Genomic DNA, 1889 nt, shown 5'->3' with positions numbered 1-1889 from the left:
GGCCGGGCAGCGCCTCCCAGCCGAGGACGTCGTCGAGGGGGTGCAGCACGATGTCGTCGGCCAGATCCTCGACGGACACCTGGTGTGCGGGGACGCCCATCAGTTCCAGTTCGCGCACCTCGTCGCTGCAGGTGGCGAGGACGCGGGCGGAGGTCTGCCCGATCTGCCGTTCGATGCCGATGCGCTGCGGCGGGCTGGTGTCCCGCCAGCCCTGGTGGCGCCGCTTGACGGTGCCGAGGGCGTGGAACGTCTGCACCACCGGGATGCCGTGCGGGCGGGCGCCGAGGTGGGCGGCCAGGCCGGACATCCAGAAGTGGGCGTGCACGACGTCGGGCCGCTCGCGGCGCCAGGCCCGCGCGAGGTACGCGCCGAAAACCGGCATGTGCGGCAGGAGGTCGTCCTTGGGCAGCGTCTCAAACGGTCCGGCGGGCACGTGTTCCACGATCGCGCCGCCGGGCAGCGGCACCCGGTCGGGCAGGCCGGTGGAGTCGCGGCGGGTGTAGACGGTGACGTGATGGCCGCGCCGGGCCAACTCCTCGCTGAGCCGGGCCACGTACACGTTCTGGCCGCCGGCGTCGACGCCGCCGAGCGCGGCGAGCGGGCTCGCGTGCTCGGACACCATGGCGATCCTCATCGGGTCACCTCCTTGAGCAGCCGCTCCCAGTCGTCCAGGAAGCGGGACAGTCCGTAGCGGGGGAGCGCCGCCGCGCGGGCGCCCTCGCCGATGAGGCGGGCGTGCAGCGGGTCGGCGACGAAGTCCCGTACGGCATCGGTCAGTACGTCGATGCGGTTGGACACCACTCCCGCGCCGGGCGGTACGGCCTCGGTGACCTCGGTGGTGGCGAGCGCGACGACGGGCATGCCGAGGTGCATCGCCTCCAGCAGGGACAGGCCGAGGGAGGTCCAGCGGACGGGGTGGACGTAGACGCGGCGGCGGGCCATCGCGGTGTGCAGGTCCGCCTGGGTGAGTTCGTGGCTGCGGCAGCGGTCGGCGGGCAGGCCGAGGGGGGCGGCGAGGCCGTCGGTGCGCATGCCGAAGACGTCGAGGGGTGCGGCGGCGGCGAAGGCGGGCAGCAGGTCGGTGCCGGTGGTACGGCCGCGCCGGATCGGCTCGTTGACGACGACGGCGGCGTGCGGCACCTCGCCGGTCCACCGGTGGCCGGGGTCGACGACGCCGTGCTCGATGACGGTGGCCGGGGCGGAACCGCTGTCCCACATCAGCCGGTTGAAGTGGGTGACGTGGACGAGGGTGACGCCGGGGAGGTCCGCGGCGGGGTGCCGGGTGTCGGGTACGTCGCCGTGCGGGGCGTTGTGCTCCAGGTAGACGAGCGGCGGGCGGCGGCCCAGCCAGGCGTCGACCAGGGCGAGTTCGTGCGGGCGTTGCAGGACGACGAGGTCGATGGGCTCGTCGCGCAGCCGCTCCGGTGGCACCTCGACGACCGAGTCGGGCCAGTCGTAGGTGCGGGCGCGGCCGAGTCCGTCGGGGCCGCGGTCCGGGGTGACCGGGACGACGTAGGTGTGCGGGCCCTGCACGAAGGCGGTGGTCCACGATCCGTGCACGTGCCACAGCAGGATCCTCATGTCACCTCCACGAGCTTGTCGACCGCCGCCACCACGTCCAGCGCGGTGACGCCGTCCAGGCAGGGGTGGCCGGGTACGGGACAGGTGCGGGCCCTGGTGCCGGCGCAGGGCGCCCGCTGGTCGCCGAGCAGGACACAGGGCACGCCGTAGGGGCGCCAGCGTTCGGCGGGGACGACGGGGGCGAACAGGGAGACGACCGGGGTGCCGACGGCGGCGGCGAGATGCGCGGGCCCGGTGTTGCCGGTGACCACGCAGGCGGCCCCGGCGAGCACGCCCGCGAGCTGGGCGGCGTCGGTCCGGCCGCCGAG

The 1889-nt window shown here is 74.7% G+C and carries 3 protein-coding genes; all 3 read right to left on the bottom strand.

What is annotated here, in order from left to right:
- On the bottom strand, nt 1–634 hold a 634-nt coding region (locus N4P33_RS34970), incomplete at its 3' end, for a glycosyltransferase (protein WP_260830935.1).
- Nucleotides 631–1581 (bottom strand): glycosyltransferase, encoded by a 951-nt coding sequence (locus tag N4P33_RS34965; protein ID WP_260830934.1) that lies wholly within the window; start codon nt 1579–1581, stop codon nt 631–633. The genes N4P33_RS34970 and N4P33_RS34965, both read right to left, overlap by 4 nt.
- Nucleotides 1578–1889, bottom strand: a 312-nt coding sequence (locus N4P33_RS34960; protein ID WP_260830933.1) for a glycosyltransferase family 9 protein, incomplete at its 5' end; no start/stop codon positions are given. The genes N4P33_RS34960 and N4P33_RS34965, both read right to left, overlap by 4 nt.

It is taken from the genome of Streptomyces sp. 15-116A (genome assembly GCF_025290915.1).
Taxonomy (GTDB): Bacteria; Actinomycetota; Actinomycetes; order Streptomycetales; family Streptomycetaceae; genus Streptomyces.
The sequence above is the reverse complement of the archived record's forward strand: the minus strand, read 5'-3'. Positions and strand labels throughout refer to the sequence as shown.